The sequence below is a fragment of the Pseudomonas sp. FW305-20 genome (assembly GCF_058788075.1).
This window is the reverse complement of sequence record NZ_JBYTAJ010000013.1, coordinates 64,279-80,636: the sequence shown is the minus strand read 5'-3', so window position 1 is coordinate 80,636 and position 16,358 is coordinate 64,279. Positions and strand designations below refer to the sequence as shown.

Below are 16,358 nucleotides of genomic sequence, written 5' to 3'. Positions count from 1 at the left end.
TCCCACGCAGAGCGTGGGAACGATCGTCTACTACAAATTTTCCAGCGCGATGTTCAGCGCCAGCACATTCACCACCGGCGGCCCCACCAAGGGCTGCTCGATGTGCGCATCCATCAACTGTTGAAGCGTAGATACCGGCAGATGGCGCGCCGCTGCAACACGCGCCAGTTGATAGGCAATCGCGGCCGGTGGCAAGTGTGGATCGAGACCGCTGCCGGAGGTGGTGACCATCGCCAATGGCACCGGCCCCTGGCCCGGCACCTGCAGTTTGTTGGCATCGTCGATCACCCGAGTGGCCAACGCCGGGTTGCTCGGAGAAAGGTTACTGGCACTGCTCGACACGGTGGCAAATGCACCGGCCGATGGCCGTGGATGGAACCAGGTATCGCCAACGAAATCCTGCGCGATCAGCGACGAGCCGCGGACCTTGCCATCGGCGTCGTGTACCAGGCTGCCGTTGGCTTGGCCGGGGAATGCAACCTGGGCGACACCGGTGACCACCAGTGGATAGGCGACGCCGGTGATCAGGGTCATCAGGACAAGCAGGCTCAGGGCCGGGCGGATCATTGTGGACATTTCAAAATCCTCGATTCGACTAGGAAGGCACACACATCACCTGTGGCGAGGGAGCTCGCTCCCGCTCGGCTGCGCAGCAGTCGTAAACCCGGTGAATGCAGTGTGCCTGAATAAACACTTTGGCCTGAGGGGGGGCCGCTTCGCAGCCCAGCGGGAGCAAGCTCCCTCGCCACAAAAGCCCCAGCCTCAAGCACCAACCGCTAAACCAGATGCAACGCCGTCAACAGCATGTCGATCGCCTTGATCCCCACAAACGGCACCACAATCCCGCCCAATCCATAGATCAACAGATTGCGTCGCAGCAACGCCGCCGCACTCGCCGCCTGCACGCGCACGCCGCGCAATGCCAATGGAATCAGCACCACGATGATCAAGGCGTTGAACACAATCGCCGAGAGAATCGCGCTTTGCGGACTGTTCAGGTGCATGACGTTCAGCACGCCCAGTTGCGGGTAGATCGAGGCGAACAGCGCCGGCAAGATCGCGAAGTATTTGGCCACGTCGTTGGCGATGGAAAACGTCGTCAGCGCACCGCGGGTCACCAGCAATTCCTTGCCGATCTGCACCACGTCCAGCAGCTTGGTCGGATCGCTGTCGAGGTCGACCATGTTCGCCGCCTCGCGCGCGGCTTGCGTGCCGTCGTTCATCGCCATGCCCACGTCCGCCTGGGCCAGGGCCGGGGCGTCGTTGGCGCCGTCGCCGCACATGGCGACCAGGCGCCCGTCGTTCTGCTCGTGGCGAATGCGCGCCAGTTTTTTCTCCGGCGTGGCTTCAGCCAGCACATCATCGACGCCCGCTTCGGCCGCAATCGCTGCAGCGGTCAGCGGGTTGTCGCCGGTCACCATGACGGTGCGGATGCCCAGTTTGCGCAGTTCGGCGAAACGCTCGCGGATGCCGGGTTTGACCACGTCTTTCAGGTGGATAACACCGAGCAATTTACCGTCGGCGCAAACCAGCAACGGGGTGCCGCCGCTCTGGGCGATCTTGTCGATTTCCCGGGACAGCGGTGCGGCCAGATTGGCGCGTTTCAAGTCGACGAAGGCCAGCAGCGAATCCACCGCGCCTTTGCGATAGACCCGGCCCTGATAGTCAACGCCAGACAAGCGGGTTTCAGCGCTGAACGGCACGGCGGTCAGCACCTCGGGAGACGGCTCGGGTTGCGGGTGAAGACCGCGCAGGTACTCGACGATGGATTTTCCTTCAGCCGTGTCATCGGCCAAGGAGGCAAACAACGCGCCCTCGGCCAGTTCCTTGGCAGTGACACCCGGCGCGGCGTACACCGCGGTGCAACGACGGTTACCGAAGGTAATGGTGCCGGTTTTGTCCAGCAGCAGGACGTGTACGTCCCCCGCCGCTTCAACCGCACGACCGGATTTGGCGATCACATTCAGGCGCACCAGACGGTCCATCCCGGCGATACCGATGGCCGACAACAGGCCGCCAATGGTGGTCGGAATCAGCGTGACCAATAACGCCACCAGGAACACCAGCGGCAGGCTGCCGTTGGCGAAGTGGGCGAACGGTTGCAGGGTGACGACCACCAGCAGGAAGATCAGGGTCAGGCCGATCAGCAGGATGTCGAGCGCCACTTCGTTCGGGGTTTTCTGGCGTTTGGCGCCTTCGACCAGGGCGATCATACGGTCCAGTGTCGACTCGCCCGGGTTGGCGGTGATGCGCACCAACAGCCAGTCGGACACCAGTCGAGTGTTGCCGGTAACGGCCGAACGGTCGCCGCCGGACTCGCGAATCACCGGCGCCGATTCACCGGTAATCGCCGCTTCGTTGACCGCGGCGATACCTTCGATCACCTCGCCGTCACCGGGGATCATTTCCCCCGCTTCAACGCGGACCACATCGCCCTTGCGCAGGCTGGTCGCCGGCACGACTTGAAAGGCGCCGTTGCTGGTTTTGCGTCGCGCACTCAGACCTTCGCTGCCGGCCTTGAGGCTGTCGGCGCGGGCCTTGCCGCGACCTTCGGCCAGTGCTTCGGCAAAGTTGGCGAACAGCACGGTGAACCACAGCCACAACGCGATTTGGGCAGCGACAAAAGTCGGCACGGCGCTGTCGGGAATGAAGCACAGCACGGTGGTCAGGATCGCGGTCAGTTCGACCACCAGCATCACCGGCGCGCGTTGCAATTGCCGAGGGTCGAGCTTGACGAAGGCTTGCACCAGCGCCGGACGCCAGAGGGCCGAGATCGCGGTTTTCGGTTGTTCCGGCGCCTTGACGGTGGCGGCTTTAGTTGCGGGCATATTCATCATTGATTCCCCTTAGAAGCCCAGGCTCAAATGTTCAGCGATAGGACCCAGCGCCAATGACGGCAAGAAGGTCAAACCACCCACCAGCAAAATGGTCACGGTCAGCAGAGTCACGAACAGCGGGCCATGGGTCGGGAAGCTGTTCTGGCCGATCGGTGCGCTTTTCTTCATCGCCAGGCTGCCGGCCAATGCCAGTACCGGGAGGATGTAACCGAAGCGACCGATCAACATGCCCAGGCCCAGCATCAGGTTGTGGAACGCGGTGTTCGCGCCTAACCCGGCAAACGCCGAACCGTTGTTGGCACTGGCCGAGGTGTAGGCATAAAGCAACTGACTGAAACCGTGCGGGCCAGGGTTGCTCACCGCCGCGACCGGGCCGGGCAAACTCGCGGCAATCGCGCCGAGCACCAGCACGCCGACCGGCATCACCAGCAAGGTCACGACCAGCAACTGCACTTCCTTCGCCTGCAGTTTCTTGCCGAGGTATTCCGGCGTGCGGCCGATCATCAGGCCGGCGAGGAACACCGCGATCAACACGTTCAGCAACATGCCGTAGAGCCCGGCACCGACGCCGCCGAAGATCACTTCGCCGACCATCATGTTGACCATCGCGACCATGCCGCTCAGCGGGTTGAGGCTGTCGTGCATGCCGTTGACCGAACCGTTGGACGCCGCCGTGGTAGTCACCGACCACAGCACCGTGGCGGTGGTGCCGAAACGCGCTTCCTTGCCTTCCAGTGGCGCGGTCTGTTCGACGGCGACATTGTTCAGGGTCGGGTTCGGCTGGTACTCAGCCCACAGCGACGTCGCGCCGCCGATCAGGAACAGCGCCAGCATGCAGGCGATGATCGCGCGGCTCTGACGCAGGTCTTTCACGTAGTGGCCGAAGGTGAACACCAGCGCCACCGGAATCAGAATGATCGAGCCGACTTCAAACAGGTTGCTCCACGCCGTCGGGTTCTCGAACGGGTGCGCCGAGTTGACGCCGAAGAAGCCACCGCCGTTGGTGCCCAGTTGCTTGATCGCAATCTGGCTGGCGGCCGGGCCGAGCGGGATCACCTGATCGATACCTTGCATCGTCACGGCATTCACATACTGAGCGAAGGTTTGCGGCACGCCCTGCCAGACCAGAAACAGCGCCAGCAGCAAGCACAGCGGCAACAAGCCGTAGAGGGTGGCGCGGGTCATGTCGACCCAGAAGTTGCCGAGGGTCTTGCTCGACTTGCGACCGATCCCGCGACACAGGGCGACCAGCACGGCGAGGCCGGTGGCGGCGCTGACGAAGTTCTGCACGGTGAGGCCGACCATCTGACTCAGGTAGCTGAGGGTCGCTTCGCCGCTGTAGGACTGCCAGTTGGTGTTGGTCATGAAGCTGACGGCGGTGTTGAACGCTTGCGTCCACTCCTGGCCCGGCAGGTTTTGCGGATTCAGTGGCAAATGATCCTGAAACAACAGGATCGTGAACAACAGCAAAAAGCCCGCAAGGTTGAAGGCGAGCAAGGCCAGGGTGTATTTCTGCCAGCTCTGTTCGGCCTGCGGATCAACGCCGGCCACTCGGTAACATCCACGCTCCACCGGTCCGAGAATCGGCGAAAGCCAGGTGCGCTGACCTTCCATGACCTTGTAGTAGAAGCGCCCCAGAAACGGTGCCGGAATCAGCACCAGGGCGAAGAAGGCGAGGATCAGCCAATAGTCATAACTGTGCATAGCCGCTCCTAGTTCCGGTCCGCGCGCAACAGCGCAACCAACAGATAAATGAACAGCCCCACTGCCAATAGCAGCGACACTCCGTCCAGAACGCTCATGGAAATTCTCCGTGTTACGGCGTATTGCCGCGTGTGGATCCATTGTCGGCAGGGAGGCTGTAAAGGAACGAGAGCGAGGGGTGTGGCGGGGAATAAAGAATGCGTAAAGAGTGGGTTTATAGCTTTGTTACAGCGGTGTTCCGGCCGGCCTCATCGCGAGCAGGCTCGCTCCCACAGGAGTTCGGCGTTGTATGGACGACGGCATTCCAATGTGGGAGCGAGCCTGCTCGCGATGGCGGCATAACAAACGCCGCTGCCCCCAACTGGCGCACCAAAATGCCTGCATCCAATAGCGAACATCCCCGATACGACGCCTTTCTGCACTTTACGACCGCTCTGACAACACTGGCACGCCCACTGCAAACGCCCTTCCCCGAGCTTTCCAAACCGTTCAGGGAGCAACGCATGAACACACAACTCAAACCCACGCTGGGCACGCTGCATCTGTGGGGCATTGCGGTCGGGCTGGTGATTTCCGGTGAATACTTCGGCTGGAGTTACGGCTGGGGCGTGGCCGGCACACTCGGTTTTCTGGTGACGTCCTTTATGGTCGCCACGATGTACACCTGCTTCATCTTCAGTTTCACCGAGCTGACCACCGCAATTCCTCACGCGGGGGGTCCCTTTGCCTACAGCCGCCGGGCCTTTGGCGAGAAAGGCGGATTGATCGCGGGGCTGGCGACACTGATTGAATTTGTCTTCGCCCCACCGGCCATTGCCTTGGCAATCGGTGCCTACCTCAACGTGCAATTCCCCGCACTCGATCCGAAACACGCAGCGGTCGGTGCCTACATCGTGTTCATGGGCCTGAACATCCTCGGGGTGAAACTGGCCGCAACTTTCGAACTGGTGGTCTGCGTTCTCGCTGTGGCCGAACTGCTGGTGTTCATGGGCGTGGTCGCCCCGGCGTTCAGCTTCAGCAATTTCGCACTCAATGGCTGGGCCGGTTCCGATGTGTTCGGCGCGCCGGCGATTGCCGGGATGTTCGCGGCGATTCCCTTCGCGATCTGGTTTTTCCTGGCCATCGAAGGCGCGGCCATGGCCGCCGAAGAAGCCAAGGATCCGAAACGCACCATTCCGAAGGCCTACATCAGCGGCATTCTGACGTTGGTACTACTGGCGATGGGCGTGATGTTCTTTGCCGGCGGCGTCGGTGACTGGCGCACCTTGTCGAACATCAACGACCCGCTGCCGCAAGCGATGAAAACCGTGGTTGGCGAAAGTTCGGGCTGGTTGCACATGCTGGTATGGATCGGCCTATTCGGCCTGGTGGCGAGTTTCCACGGAATCATCCTCGGCTACTCGCGGCAGTTCTTCGCCCTCGCCCGGGCCGGTTACCTGCCGGCGTCCCTGGCCAAATTGTCACGTTTTCAGACTCCGCACCGGGCAATCATCGCCGGCGGCGTGATTGGTATCGCCGCGATATATAGCGATGGTTTGATCAACCTGGGTGGCATGACGCTGACGGCGGCGATGATCACGATGGCGGTATTCGGGGCGATCGTGATGTACATCATGAGCATGCTCAGCCTGTTCAAACTGCGCAAAACCGAACCGAATCTGGAACGCACCTTTCGCGCGCCGTGCTATCCGTTGGTACCGTTCATTGCGCTGGTATTGGCGGTGGTCTGCCTGGTGGCGATGGCCTGGTTCAACACGTTGATCGGGCTGATTTTCCTGGGCTTCATGGCGGTAGGGTTCGTGTACTTCATGCTGACGGCGCAACTGCGTGCCGATGCGCCGGCGGACGCGATGCTGACCGGGCTCTAAACAGGCCACGTGCGGCTGTCAGAACAGGCATAGAATGGAACCACTGCGAAAACTAATCGCTCAAAGTGGTATGCACGATCGATTGGCGAAACCCGCCAATCGGCCTGCCCTCAAGGAGAGCCCTATGCCCTGGTATGCCTGGTTGATTCTGATCGTTGCTATTGGCTCGATCGTTGGTGGTTTGATGATGTTGCGTGACACCGCCAATAAGGTCGAACTGACCGAGGAGCAACGCAAACGCGTCGCTGAACGCAACGCGGAAGCGGACGCCAAGGATGCGCAGGACCGCTAAAACAAACTTCGCCAGCCAGATCTGGCGAAAACCACCTGTAGCAGCTGGCGAAGCCTGCGTTCGGCTGCGCAGCAGTCGTAAAATCAGTCAATGCGGTGACTCAGGAAGATCGCGTCAACTAAATTTACGACTGCTGCGCAGCCGAACGCAGGCTTCGCCAGCTGCTACAGGGGGGTGTCGTTGCGGTTACTCCCAATCGGCCTTGGCGATGTGCAGGCCATGCAGCCCTTTGTATGTCGCGCGCTCCGGCTGGCTCCAGCCCTTGAGCAACGAATCCTCCAACCGATAAATCTCCACCCCGAGCGGGCGGCACACGCTTAGCGGGTCTTGCGCATCCGGCCCCCACATGGCCAGCGACAGATCACCGCCCGGGCAGGTCGAGAGCGCACACAGCAGATCGATTTCAGCAAAAAACTCCAGGTAATCGCCCTTCTGCGCCGGACAGGCTTTCATGAAGTACATGTCGTCGTGGTTCAGGCCCGTGCACTGGAAAATGTTCAGCACGTCATGCACGTCGAACTCGGTCAGCCCATGAGGCAACACCGCGCGGGTCAGGTTCGAGTGGCAGTGATGATGGAAGTCTTCGCCGGTGAGCATTTTGTTCACATAAGGATCGCAGCGGGTGCCGAGCAAATCGTGCAAGCGACCACCATGTTCGTCGATGCCGTAACCGGCCAGGCTGTCATCGGTAATGGTCACCAGCGGCCGCAGAAAAGGCAGGTTCGACCAGAGCCGGTCATGGGTGCTGACGTGAGCCCCCTGTAACTGCCGGGTCCGCGCCGCCCACAAACGCTCCCGCGGATCGTTGGCATTCCAGACGTTGAAATCCCCGACTTGCGGGCCGACGGGGGTGGTCACCCGGAACACATGCCCGGCCGGCACCTTCCAGGCACGACCGGTGCGGATCGGCACCTCAAATTCTTCGATCAGCATGCGCCCGTCCTTCTTGTCGCGGATCCGCTCGTAGAAGGCTTTGTCCACCTGCAAGGCCGAACCTTTGCTGACTTGATAGGCCGCCGGATAGTCTTTGTACATGGCACGAATCCTCGATCAGTGATGGGAAGAACGGGTAAGCATCTGCAACAAGAGGTGTTCGGAATCGTCGAGATACCGGCTCATGGCGTCCTCGGCCGCGGGTTTATCGCCCTCGACCAACAACTCATGAATCTGTCGGTCGCGCGCCAGCCAGGGCGCTTGAAAACGTGATTCATCGGGAGCGGTGCAGAACACCAGACGCAACTGCGCCACGACATTGGTGAAGAACTCGTCGAACAAAGGACTGCGCAGCAATCCAACGATGTGTTGATGAAAGGCCAGGCTGTGGGTGCCGACGGCGCGCCAGTCTTCGCGCTCCCGGGCAAGCTCGGTGGCTTCCAGGGCTTCGAGCATCCGGTCGGATTGATAGTCACGCAGCGGCTGACTCGCGCTGATCGCCTGCAACTCCAACGTGCGCCTGACCTTGAACAGATCCCGCACGTCCTCGACGCCCAGCCTGCGCACCATCACGCCCTTGTTGCGCACATAACGGGTCAGCCCTTCCTGCCCCAGGCGATGCAGCGCTTCGCGAATGGTATTGCGGGAGGCGTTGTAGGCAGACACCAGATCGTTTTCCACCAACGCCATGCCCGGCAGTAAACGACCGCCAATGATGTCGGCGCGCAATTCAAGGGTGATGTGGTCGGCCAGGGACAGTCCGCTGTTCATGCTCATTGCCTCGTGATTGTTCAACAATCGTCAGTTAATGAGTAATCACTATTCGTGCCATGTGTTTAAACGCCGTTCTACCAAGATCGACGCATCTGCATGCTTTTTAGAAGTAGAAGTACAATCACCATCCCATTTTCATTGGTTAATATGGCGCATTGTTGCGGAGATACCCGATGCGCTATTCGCAGGACCATAAAGCCCAGACCCACCAACGCATCATCAAGGAAGCGTCAGCGCGCTTTCGCCGCGATGGCATTGGCGCGACAGGTCTGCAACCGCTGATGAAAGCACTGGGCCTGACTCACGGTGGTTTCTACTCGCACTTCAAATCCAAGGACGAACTGGTAGAAAAGGCTTTGCAAGCCGCGGGCGAGCAGGTCGATGGGATTTGCGCCGAGCTCTTCGCCCAGGATCGTCCGCTGGAAGCGTTCATCGACGCCTATTTGTCCGAATGGCACCAGACTTCACCCGATGAAGGTTGCCCGTTGCCGACCATGTCATCGGAACTCGGCCTGCGCGGGCAGCAAAGCCCGACCACTGACGTGGTGCTCAACGCACGGCTCGAACAAGTACAAGGCACCCTTGAAGACGAGGACGCCGCCGACCAAAGCATCGTCATCATGTCGACACTGGTCGGGGCTTTACTGCTGTCACGCAGTGTCGAGAACCCCGAGCTGGCTCAGCGGATTCTCGACGTGACTCGCGCCTATCTCAAACAACCCCGAGACTAACCCTCCCAACGCTTGAACAGCACGCTGGCATTCACCCCGCCAAACCCAAAACCGTTGGACAGCGCGTATTCGATAGCCATCGGCCGCGCCTGACCATGGACAATATCCACGCCTTGGGCGGCGGGGTCCGGGTTATCGAAGTTGAGGGTGGCCGGCACGACCTGGTCGCGAATGGCCAACAGCGTGAAAATCGCCTCGATACCGCCCGCTGCGCCGAGCAAATGCCCGGTGGCCGACTTGGTCGATGTCACGGCGATTTTGTTATCCGCGCCGAACAACGCCTTGATGGCCGCCAACTCTCCCAAGTCCCCGACCGGGGTCGAGGTTGCGTGAGCATTGAGATGCTGAACCTGCCCCGGCGAAATGCCTGCCTGGGCCAATGCCAGCGACATCGCTCGTTGCGCACCGCTGCCATCCTCGGGACCCGCCGTCAGGTGATAGGCGTCGGCACTGGTGCCATAACCAACCAATTCCGCCAGCGGTTGAGCACCACGGGCCAAAGCATGTTCCAGGGATTCAATCACCAGAAGGCCTGCGCCCTCCCCCATGACGAAGCCATCGCGGCCACTGTCGAACGGCCGCGAGGCGCGTTCCGGGGTGTCGTTGTAACCGCTGGACAAGGCGCGAGCGGCGGCAAACCCGGCGAGGCTGACGCGATCGATCGCCGCTTCCGCGCCGCCACATACCGCGATGTCTGCCTCGCCACAACGAATCAACCGCGCCGCATCACCGATCGCCTGGACCCCGGCCGCACAAGCTGTCACCGGCGCACCCAATGGGCCCTTGAAACCGTGCTGGATCGACACATGACCCGCAGCGAGGTTGACCAGAAATGAAGGAATGGTGAACGGCGACAAGCGTCGCGGCCCACGGCTGTCGGTGGTGCGCACCGCATCGGCTATCGCACCGAAACCACCCACGCCGGAACCGATAATGGTTGCCGTACGCTCCTGGGCATTGGCGTCCGCCGCTTGCCAGCCGGCCTGCTCCAGCGCCTGACGCGCCGCTTCCATGGCGAACATAATGAAGCGGTCCATCTTCTTCTGCTCTTTAGGCGCCGTCGCCCGATCCGGATCAAAACCCGCCTCGGGATCGTCAGCGAGCGTCGGCACTGCACCTCCGACCTTGGCCGGCAAATCGGCCACCACCTCGTCCGGCAAATTGCGCAACCCGGAACGCCCGGCCAACAGACGCGCCCAGACGGCCTCGACGCCAGAACCCAATGGCGACACCAAACCCATGCCCGTAACAACTACTCGACGATCACTCATACCGCAAATACCTCAAGCCGATTCATGACGCCTCACGTGTAACGCGCGGCAGCCTTACTTTTGGAAAGATTCGGCGCCAGTACATGACGCGCCGCCACGAAGGCATCCCAGTCGGCCGCATCCGGCAACGATGGAATGGTGATCAACTCACCCTGGTCCAGCCCCGACAACGCGGCATCGACCATATCATCGGCTTCCATGACCATATCCGCCGGAATCTGCGTTGCATCGGCGCCGGAGCGTTCCCAGATTTCAGTGCGTGTGACGCCTGGCAACACCGCCTGCACCTTGACCCCGGTGCCTTCCAGCTCGGCGTTCAACGACTGCGTCAGACTTAACACATAAGCCTTGCTGGCACTGTAAGTCGCGTTGAAGCGCTCGGGAAACAAGGCGACCACTGACCCGATATTGATGATCGTCCCCCGACCCGCCTTGGCAAAACTGGCGGCCGCTGCCGAGGCCAACCGCGTGACCGTTGTCACGTTCAGTTGAATCAAACGTTCCAGCTGATCCATGTCGGCATTGGCCAACAAACCATCCGCTGCAACCCCGGCATTGTTCAGCAGCAGGCTGATACTCGAATCGCTGCGAAGACGCTGCTCAAGCTTCAGCACCTCATCCTTTTGCGTCAGATCCGCCTTGAGCACCTCGACCTGAACCCCATGCTCGACGCGCAACTTGCTCGCCGCCGCTTCCAGCCGCTCTTGATCACGGGCGACCAACAACAAATCAAAACCACGCGCCGCCAACCGCTCGGCGTAAATCGCACCGATACCGGAAGAAGCACCGGTGACAAGGGCCGTACCTTGGGACTGGACAGAATTCATGACTGTGCTCCTGGGGAGATGCCTAAAGGAAAGACAAGCGCCTGAGGCTCAAAACGCTTGGCGGAAAGCAATTTATTATAGGCATAATCTTCGCTGTATATGATAGCCGTAATTTTTAGCGTATCGACGGAAGGCGCCCCATCACAGCGTTCGCCAGAAAGCAAAAAGGCCGATCAATGACCGGCCCCTGGCGCTGACGTATAAGCTTAGTTCACCTCAAGCTTCTCGCGATTCTTATCCAGAATCGCTTTACCGATCCCCTTCACTTCGAGCAACTCGTCCACGGACGCAAACGGCCCATTACCCTCGCGGTAAGCAACAATCGCCTTGGCCTTGGCTTCGCCCACACCGGCCAACTCACGTTGAAGGGTTGGCGCATCGGCCTGATTCAGATCGATCTTGCCGGACTGTGCCTTGGGAGAAACTTCCAGCACCACGGGTGCATTGCCAGCCTCGGGCTTGGCCGTCGGCGCAGCAATGGCCGCAATAGAGGCGCTGGTGAGCAGGGCAAAAACCAGAGAGTAGAAATAGCCAGTACGCATAAATGAAGCTCCATGACATCGATTGAGAAAGCAGCTTTTCCGAAGCTGCCTCCCAAACTTAGGCGATGTCTGGAGTCTGTCAAAAATGTGTCCGTTACAGGATGTGAAACAATCAGGGCTTGAGGCGACGTTGCTGGTGGATCCAGTCAACGATATCGCCATCAGGGGTGTAACCGCTGACGGTTTCGCGCAGGAGCTTTTCGACACGAGCATAATCATTCGCATGATGGCCGTCATGATCATCGGATGTTGCGTCCCCGCCATGCTATCGCCAATCAGCAACTCTTCAGTGGACCAAAAAATTATCATCCTGAGCTCGAAGTTGGCAGCGAACTTAGCACTGTCGTACACGTCGAGATACCAAAACGCATCTCACTACTGCAAGCGTTATTAAAGGTATAGAGCGGACAAGCCCAACTCTATCAGCGCGTCATAACGCAACGGCGTCAATCCTTCTAAACCTGGAAAAACGAACGTGGAAAGACCGTTTGATCACAAACACGACTCGATTGCGTAGCGTCGTTATGGGACACTTGCTCCCGCTAAGCGTCAGAAAACCATACAGCCCTATACCACCCAAGAGCCACTTTTTCTGGCTTCGCTCGCAAAAAACTGCGTATTTCAGGGCACAAGCTGTGCTCACGGCACAAAACCCCGACATCATTTGATAGGTTTACCATCATGGCTAACGCCCCTATTTTAATCACCGGCGGCGCCGGTTTTATTGGCTCCCATCTGACCGATGCTTTGCTCGCCAAGGGCTACGCAGTGCGAATTCTCGATGACTTGTCCACCGGAAAGCGCAGCAACCTGCCGCAAGAAAATCCAAACGTCGAATTTATCGAAGGCGATGTTGCCAATGCCGCTTTGGTTGCGCGGGTCATGATCGGTTGTCGGGCAGTTGTGCATTTAGCCGCAGTGGCTTCGGTCCAAGCCTCGGTAGACGATCCTGTACGCACCCACCAGAGCAACTTCATAGGTAGCTTGAACGTCTGCGAAGCCATGCGCCAAGCTGAAGTTAAACGCGTGGTATTTGCCTCGAGTGCCGCGGTATACGGCAACAATGGAGAAGGGCAAGCTATCGACGAGGAGACGCCTAAGGCACCGTTGACACCCTATGCCTCGGACAAATTAGCGAGCGAGTATTACTTCGACTTCTACCGACGCCAGCACGCTCTTGAGCCGGTTGTGTTCCGGTTTTTCAATATCTTTGGCCCACGCCAAGACCCCTCCTCCCCCTACTCTGGCGTGATTAGCATTTTCAGCGAGCGGGCGCATAAAGGTCTCCCCATTACAGTCTTCGGCGACGGAGAACAAACCCGAGACTTTGTTTATGTGGAAGATTTGGTAAAGGTGTTGGTGCAGGCCGTCGAAGCACCGCAGGTCGAAGTGGGCGCAATCAACGTCGGAATGAATCAAGCCACCACACTCAACCAGATGCTGGAAACCTTGGGCGAGGTAGTAGGAGAACTGCCACCTGTCAGCTATGGTTCGGCGCGCTCCGGAGATATTCGCCACTCGCGGGCAAATAACCAACGACTTCTTGAAAGATTTAAACTCCCTGAGCAGACACCGATGAAGGTTGGATTAGCCCGGCTATTGGGTACAGAGACTTGTTGATCTCTTGAACACCGACATCAGTACGTGAAAACTTAACTTCTGACGCTTTCCAAATCAACTGCTCCACCTCTTCATATTTCCACGATGACGACAAAGAGCGGGAGGAATTTGCATAGCGCATACAAACAAGCTGATATTCAGAAGTGGAAGATTTAAACAAGACTGGTTTTGTCAAACGCGTCGCCTTGCAATCAGACAATGACGAAAATACCCTACATGATTCGACACTGGGTATTTTCTTTAATTATGACTGTTGCAGGGCAACCATAAATCCGAGCTCACCGGGTTCAAATAACAACTTCAATTACTTGATCGCCTCAACTTTGTAACCCCATTGCCAAGTAATCTCCACTCTTGATCTTTAGCGCCCGATCCATCGACGTAAAAGCACGCCGCTCTCAACGTAAGATGTAGGGATCAAGGTTCGAGGCGACGCTGCTGGTAAATCCAGTCGACGATATCGCCATCCGGTGTGTAACCACTTACTGTCTCGCGCAGCAACTGACGAACCCGGGAATAGTCGTCCAGTTCAACGGCAGCAAGCAGTTCAGTCAGCCTGGCCTTGAGCACCTCCCAGGGCAGATGATCTTCATTTGCACTCATGATCATTGGATGCGGGGTTGCTGCCACGTTGTCACCAATCAGCAACTCCTCATAAAGCTTTTCGCCCGGACGCAGACCAGTGAATTCGATTGAGATATCGCCCTGAAGATTTTTCTCTGAGCGAACGCTCAGGCCCGAAAGGTGAATCATCCTCTCCGCCAGCTCGACAATCTTCACCGGTTCGCCCATATCGAGCACAAACACGTCACCACCCTGCCCCATCGATCCAGCCTGAATGACCAACTGCGCCGCCTCAGGAATGGTCATGAAATATCGGGTGATCTTCGGATGGGTGACCGTCAATGGCCCTCCCGACTTGATCTGCTTATGAAACAGAGGAATAACTGATCCGGAAGAACCCAGCACATTGCCAAACCGGACCATCGTGAATCGGGTTTTATTTACCCGCGACACGTTAGCCTTATCGCCGAAAAACACCGGCGCAATCTCGCGACTCAGCGCCTGAAGGATCATTTCGGCCAGCCGCTTGGTGCTACCCATCACATTGGTCGGGCGTACCGCCTTGTCTGTGGAAATCAGTACAAAGTTCGCAACACTTGCCTGCAATGCAGCCTGAGCGGTATTGAGTGTTCCAATCACATTATTCAGCACACCTTCAGCAATATTGTGTTCAACCATAGGAACGTGTTTGTAAGCGGCTGCGTGATAGACCGTGTCTACATTCCAGGTCTTCATTACATCCACTAGCTTATGGGGATGACGAATGGAACCCAGTATAGGCAATAGACGGACAGACAGTGACTCACGGGCAATACGCTGCTCAAGCTCGAACAAGATGCTGTAAAGATTGAACTCACTATGTTCGAACAACAAAAGCGTGGTCGGACCAATCGAAAAAATCTGCCGGCACAACTCCGAGCCAATTGAGCCACCGGCTCCCGTTACCATCACAGTCTTACCCTTGATACAGCGCGCTAGCAGATCGGGTTGCGCCGGAACTGAATCGCGCCCCAGCAAATCGGCGATATCAACCTCCTGGATGTCATCGACCGTCACCCGGCCACTGGCCAAATCAGTAAAATTCGGCACGCTGCGAACGTGAAGCGGAAAACCTTCCAGAAGATTGAGAATCTCCCGACGTCGCGCTCGAGTAGACGATGGCAGAGCGAGAAGGATTTCCTCCGCCCCCGTCACATCAATCATCTGCTGAATATGCTTAGGTTTGTAAACCTTTAAGCCAGCAATCGAACGATCCGTAATGCTTGCATCATCGTCGATAAAAGCGACAGGCCGCATGACCCGCCCCATACGCAGAGCAGCAACGAGTTGATTGCCCGCAACACCAGCTCCATAAATAGCCACCTTGGTCAGGCCATTGTCACGATTGGTGAACGGAACGTGCTGGGCGGCGGTGAACCAGTCCCCCATAAAATATTGACGCATACAAAGACGAAGCCCGCCAATGATGACGAGGCTCAACCACCAATAGTTGAAGATAATCGAACGTGGTACTACAGCTTCGTGGTTGCTGTACCAATAGACAACGACCGCAAGTAGCAGCGATGACAGGCTGACGGCCTTGATGATGGCAATCAATGCGTCATTACCAAAGTAGCGCATGACCGCACGGTACATTCCGAAGCGGACGAATAGAGGGACGGCCACCACTGGCGCGCACACGAAAAGCCAGAAATGGACTTTTAGTGGATTGTACATACCGTCAATGCCCAGCCGAACGATGAAGGCAAGCCATAGGGCAAACCAAACCAGCACCGTATCAGTGGCCACCTGTAACAATCTTTTTTGCCTACGAGGCAGACCCAGCAAAAAAACTCTAAATTTGTCCATAAGTACTTGACCTGCCAGGCCTGTCCCTCATCACTAGATCTGTTACGTCATTGTACATAAACATCCCACCTCACCACCTTAAACCTGACGATAGAGACTTCCCAGCGATCAATAATCGCACACCATATGTATGCATGCCCGCAAGACGTACAACGACAACAGCCGCTAGCAAATTGATCCTGCGCCAAGCTGACTCAGGCAGAGGAGCACAAAATCGCTTACAGGTCTATACGAGTAGTTTTTGCCGACGACTTGTTTGCGACAACCGCAAAGCAGATTAGCTCATGCCGGAACAATTCGTGGATGACCTCGATAGGCAGTGAGTCTGTCGGCATGGCCCACGCTGGCCACTTCCGGCCGATGTCACGACCTCCTCATCGGTCTGAAAAGCAACAGGCGGCGATGCTTTCGACTTCACTGTAGAGCGCGAGTCGTGGTGTTACAAAATCGGCGGCGCGCGCCCCCCCCTCCTAAGGGCACGACCCGGGGGCGGATGATGAGGGCACCTTCGCGACAGAAATCATGTACCTGTGTCGGCGATCAAGCC

14 protein-coding genes and 1 pseudogene are annotated in these 16,358 nt (G+C 58.1%); 4 read left to right on the top strand and 11 right to left on the bottom strand.

Annotated features, from left to right (window positions below; genetic code table 11):
* Nucleotides 1–30: 30 nt before the first annotated feature.
* The 4 genes from kdpC to kdpF form a co-directional block, all read right to left on the bottom strand.
* On the bottom strand, nucleotides 31–576 hold the full coding sequence (gene kdpC / locus AC3WP4_RS13660) for a potassium-transporting ATPase subunit KdpC (protein ID WP_102614619.1): 546 nt from the start codon (nucleotides 574–576) through the stop codon (nucleotides 31–33).
* A 200-nt stretch (nucleotides 577–776) separates the two neighbouring features.
* Nucleotides 777–2,834, bottom strand: coding sequence for a potassium-transporting ATPase subunit KdpB (kdpB, locus tag AC3WP4_RS13655; protein ID WP_102614620.1), 2,058 nt, complete (start codon nucleotides 2,832–2,834; stop codon nucleotides 777–779).
* A gap of 12 nt (nucleotides 2,835–2,846) precedes the next feature.
* Entirely contained in the window at nucleotides 2,847–4,541 is a 1,695-nt protein-coding gene (gene kdpA / locus AC3WP4_RS13650) for a potassium-transporting ATPase subunit KdpA (RefSeq protein ID WP_074874829.1), read from the bottom strand.
* A gap of 8 nt (nucleotides 4,542–4,549) precedes the next feature.
* Entirely contained in the window at nucleotides 4,550–4,639 is a 90-nt protein-coding gene (kdpF, locus tag AC3WP4_RS13645) for a K(+)-transporting ATPase subunit F (RefSeq protein WP_007899818.1), read from the bottom strand.
* A 405-nt stretch (nucleotides 4,640–5,044) separates the two neighbouring features.
* On the opposite strand from kdpF, the gene eat reads away from it, so the two are divergent.
* Both eat and AC3WP4_RS13635 read left to right on the top strand, forming a co-directional pair.
* The gene (gene eat, locus AC3WP4_RS13640; protein ID WP_033055766.1) at nucleotides 5,045–6,409 is read left to right on the top strand and encodes an ethanolamine permease; all 1,365 of its coding nucleotides are present in this window, start codon (nucleotides 5,045–5,047) and stop codon (nucleotides 6,407–6,409) included.
* 124 nt (nucleotides 6,410–6,533) lie between these two features.
* Nucleotides 6,534–6,701, top strand: a complete 168-nt coding sequence (locus tag AC3WP4_RS13635; protein WP_008006000.1) for a DUF2897 family protein — start codon at nucleotides 6,534–6,536, stop codon at nucleotides 6,699–6,701.
* Nucleotides 6,702–6,887: 186 nt separating this feature from the next.
* Here the strand turns inward: AC3WP4_RS13635 and AC3WP4_RS13630 are convergent, their stop codons facing one another.
* Both AC3WP4_RS13630 and AC3WP4_RS13625 read right to left on the bottom strand, forming a co-directional pair.
* The gene (locus AC3WP4_RS13630) at nucleotides 6,888–7,736 is read right to left on the bottom strand and encodes an urea carboxylase-associated family protein (RefSeq protein WP_074874827.1); all 849 of its coding nucleotides are present in this window, start codon (nucleotides 7,734–7,736) and stop codon (nucleotides 6,888–6,890) included.
* 15 nt (nucleotides 7,737–7,751) lie between these two features.
* Nucleotides 7,752–8,405 carry a GntR family transcriptional regulator gene (locus tag AC3WP4_RS13625; RefSeq protein WP_102614621.1) on the bottom strand — a complete coding sequence of 218 codons (654 nt, stop codon included), beginning with the start codon at nucleotides 8,403–8,405 and terminating at the stop codon, nucleotides 7,752–7,754.
* Nucleotides 8,406–8,581: 176 nt separating this feature from the next.
* Between AC3WP4_RS13625 and AC3WP4_RS13620 the strand changes: the two genes are divergently transcribed.
* A complete protein-coding gene (locus AC3WP4_RS13620; protein WP_076030288.1) occupies nucleotides 8,582–9,139 on the top strand; it encodes a TetR/AcrR family transcriptional regulator in 558 nt (185 codons plus the stop codon).
* Here the strand turns inward: AC3WP4_RS13620 and fabF are convergent.
* From fabF to AC3WP4_RS13600, 4 genes and pseudogenes are all read right to left on the bottom strand, one after another.
* Nucleotides 9,136–10,410 carry a beta-ketoacyl-ACP synthase II gene (gene fabF, locus AC3WP4_RS13615; RefSeq protein ID WP_074874821.1) on the bottom strand — a complete coding sequence of 425 codons (1,275 nt, stop codon included), beginning with the start codon at nucleotides 10,408–10,410 and terminating at the stop codon, nucleotides 9,136–9,138. The genes AC3WP4_RS13620 and fabF overlap by 4 nt on opposite strands.
* 32 nt (nucleotides 10,411–10,442) lie before the next feature.
* Nucleotides 10,443–11,237 carry an SDR family NAD(P)-dependent oxidoreductase gene (locus tag AC3WP4_RS13610; RefSeq protein ID WP_102614622.1) on the bottom strand — a complete coding sequence of 265 codons (795 nt, stop codon included), beginning with the start codon at nucleotides 11,235–11,237 and terminating at the stop codon, nucleotides 10,443–10,445.
* Between the two features lie 206 nt (nucleotides 11,238–11,443).
* Nucleotides 11,444–11,779, bottom strand: coding sequence for a ComEA family DNA-binding protein (locus AC3WP4_RS13605; protein WP_074874817.1), 336 nt, complete (start codon nucleotides 11,777–11,779; stop codon nucleotides 11,444–11,446).
* 112 nt (nucleotides 11,780–11,891) lie between these two features.
* Nucleotides 11,892–11,996 (bottom strand): annotated as a pseudogene (locus AC3WP4_RS13600) (hypothetical protein); the annotation flags it as partial.
* Nucleotides 11,997–12,460: 464 nt separating this feature from the next.
* Here AC3WP4_RS13600 and AC3WP4_RS13595 point away from each other — a divergent pair.
* Nucleotides 12,461–13,399, top strand: a complete 939-nt coding sequence (locus AC3WP4_RS13595) for an NAD-dependent epimerase/dehydratase family protein (RefSeq protein WP_102614623.1) — start codon at nucleotides 12,461–12,463, stop codon at nucleotides 13,397–13,399.
* 417 nt (nucleotides 13,400–13,816) lie between these two features.
* On the opposite strand, the gene AC3WP4_RS13590 is transcribed toward AC3WP4_RS13595, so the two are convergent.
* Entirely contained in the window at nucleotides 13,817–15,811 is a 1,995-nt protein-coding gene (locus AC3WP4_RS13590; RefSeq protein WP_102614624.1) for a polysaccharide biosynthesis protein, read from the bottom strand.
* Nucleotides 15,812–16,358 lie beyond the last annotated feature (547 nt).